The organism is Hymenobacter agri, assembly GCF_054778495.1.
Map to the genome: position 1 here is coordinate 1 of NZ_BAAGZM010000597.1, position 2,589 is coordinate 2,589.

Below are 2,589 nucleotides of genomic sequence, written 5' to 3' on the forward strand. Positions count from 1 at the left end.
GAGCCGGGCTCGGTGGCCACGGGCAGCGGCGTGGATTGGTGCTGCGGCTGCGGGGCGTAGGGGTTGGGCTGCTGGTAGGGCGGGTACTGCTGGTTCTGGGGCGCGGGCTGGCCGGCCTGCTCGAACTCGCGGCGGATTTCGGTGCTGGCATCCTTGAACTCGCGGATGCCCTTGCCAAGGCCGCGCGCCAACTCCGGAATTTTATTGGCCCCGAAAAAAATCAGGATGACGACCATGATGAGGATAAGCTCGGAGCCGCCGATATCACCCAGAAATAAGACGAAGGGATTGTGCATGGCTGGTAAATGCTAGGTGAAGACGCGGGTTAGCGCGGCTGGTTGTTGGGGTCGTTGGGGTTGTAGGCCGGGGGCGTGGGCTGCGGGTAGCCGTTGGGCTGCTGGCCGTACTGCTGCGGCGGCTGGTTGTAGTTGGGCTGCTGGGGGTAGCCGTAGCCCGGCTGCTGCTGGTTGTAGTTGGGCTGTTGGGGGTAGCCGTTAGGCTGCTGGCCGTAAGGCGCTTGGCCGGGCTGGTCGCGGTACTGGGGCTGCTGGTCTTCGGGCTTGGCCGTGGCATCCTTGAACTCGCGCACGCCCTGGCCCATGCCCCGGAACAGCTCGGGAATGCGCTTGGCTCCGAACAACAGGATAATGACAAACAGGATTAGCAGAATTTCGGTGGTGCCGAAGCTGCCGATAAGGAACAGGGAATGGAGCATCAGAGGGTGGGCGCCTGGGCCCGGTGGAGGGTTGGAAAAACGGATATACGCAGCCGAACGGGTTTTGGCGTGCCAAAGATACCGCCCGGCAGATGTTTTGCCGATGAACCGGCCATTAGCCACACTAAACACTGTGATTGAACGCCACAACACCCGCGTTGGCCGGAAGGTGCGAAGGCGGCTTGAACGTCGGCCGTAGCTTTGTAATAGATTCGGTTGGCCGTTGCCCCGTTGCGTACCGACAATAGCTGGTTCTCATTCGTTATGAAAATACCTTCTCCCGCCGTTCCCCCCGCTGCCGACGAGCAGGAACGCCTCGAAGTGCTGCACAGCTACGGTATTCTCGATACCGAGCCCGAGTCGGTGTTCAACGAGCTGGCACAATTGGCCGCTTATGTGTGTGGTACGCCCATGGCCGTGGTGTCGCTGCTCGACAACGAGCGGCAGTGGCTAAAGGCGCGCGTCGGTGTTGAGATACACGAAGTACCCCGCGAGCAGACCTTCTGCCAGTACGCGCTGTATGCGACGGACGTATTCGAAATTCCCGATGCCCGCGCCGATGCGCAGTACGCTCACAACCCGATGGTAGTGGGGGCCCCGCACGTGCGGTTCTACGCGGGCATTCCGCTGCTCTCGCCCGAAGGCTATCCGCTGGGCACACTCTGCGCGTTCGATACCGTGCCCCGCTCGCTGACTGCCGGGCAGCGCGACGCCCTGCGCCTGCTGGCCCGGCAGGTAATGGCCCACCTGGAGCTGCGCCGCACCCGCCTGCTGCTCGATGAGGAGCGGCAAAAGCTGGAAGGCGTCATCCGGCTGGCCGGCCGCACCGACGGCTTGATGCCTTCTTACAGCCGCCCCGAGATTTTCGTGAAGCAAGACCAGCGCTTGCTCCGCATCCCAACCGCCGACCTGTTGTACGTCGAAGCGCTGGGCGACTACGTGAACCTGTACCTCAATCGCGAGCGCCTCACCGTGTACGGGACGATGAAGGACCTCGAAACGAAGCTGCCCAGCACCGAGTTTGCCCGTATCCACCGCAAGTATATTGTGCGGCTCGACCGCATTATTGCCATCGAGGGCGATGCTGTCACGCTCGAAGGAGCTACCAGCGGGACCAGCCGGACACCCGTGCGCGTGTCCATCGGCAGTTCCTATAAAGCTGGCTTGTTGGCGCGCCTCACGGTGATTTAAGCTGGTTTGCCAATCGATTGTGTCACCTAGCACGGCGAAACCAGTCGTTCGTCGGCTAAATTGGATATTTCAACGAAATGCGCCTGCTCTGCTCTATCGGGTAGTGCATCTTTGATACGGTTATCGGCAGAAGCAGATGAAAATCCCCTTCAGCTGACAGCTAAGTTTGTTTTCATAGCTCGGAAAGACCCGCACCTCTGGTTCGGGTTTTTTTTTGCACCATTGTTTAGCGATGCCCCAGCCAACTTTCGGGGTTCAGGTTGGATGAGTTGTGCCACACCTGAAATTGCACCTCGGACGTGCCGTCGCCATCCGTCGCCACCGTGCCAATCACCTCGCGGGCCCGCACGCGCTGGCCCTCCTGTACGTTCACCGAGCGCAGCTTGGCATACACCGTGAAGAAGTCGCCGTGCTGAATCATGACGATGGTATTCATGCCCGCGATGCTGGTGATGGTGAGTACCTTGCCATCGAAGCAGGAGCGCACCTCCTCGCCGGCATCGGTCTGAATATCTACGCCCCGGTTCTCAACCGTCACGTTTTTCAGCACCGGGTGCGGGTGCCGGCCAAAGCGCTGGCTAATGAAGCCGCGGCTCACCGGCCAGGGCAGGTGCCCGCGGTTGCCGGCGAAGGATGAGGAGGCCAGGGCCGTTTCGGGCGTGAGGGCAATGCGCACGGCGCGG

The 2,589-nt window shown here is 61.4% G+C and carries 4 protein-coding genes; 1 reads left to right on the forward strand and 3 read right to left on the reverse strand.

Features of this window, described 5'->3' with window-relative positions; translation table 11 throughout:
• Positions 1 to 296 (reverse strand): Sec-independent protein translocase subunit TatA/TatB (locus ACYVDE_RS19885; protein ID WP_460503277.1); only part of this gene is annotated, 296 nt, incomplete at its 3' end.
• 29 nt (positions 297 to 325) lie between these two features.
• Positions 326 to 715, reverse strand: a complete 390-nt coding sequence (locus tag ACYVDE_RS19890) for a Sec-independent protein translocase subunit TatA/TatB (protein WP_460503278.1) — start codon at positions 713 to 715, stop codon at positions 326 to 328.
• A 264-nt stretch (positions 716 to 979) separates the two neighbouring features.
• Here ACYVDE_RS19890 and ACYVDE_RS19895 point away from each other — a divergent pair, with 264 nt between their 5' ends.
• On the forward strand, positions 980 to 1,906 hold the full coding sequence (locus tag ACYVDE_RS19895) for a GAF domain-containing DNA-binding protein (RefSeq protein WP_460503279.1): 927 nt from the start codon (positions 980 to 982) through the stop codon (positions 1,904 to 1,906).
• A gap of 226 nt (positions 1,907 to 2,132) precedes the next feature.
• Here the strand turns inward: ACYVDE_RS19895 and ACYVDE_RS19900 are convergent.
• On the reverse strand, positions 2,133 to 2,589 hold a 457-nt coding region (locus ACYVDE_RS19900; protein WP_460503280.1), incomplete at its 5' end, for a murein hydrolase activator EnvC family protein.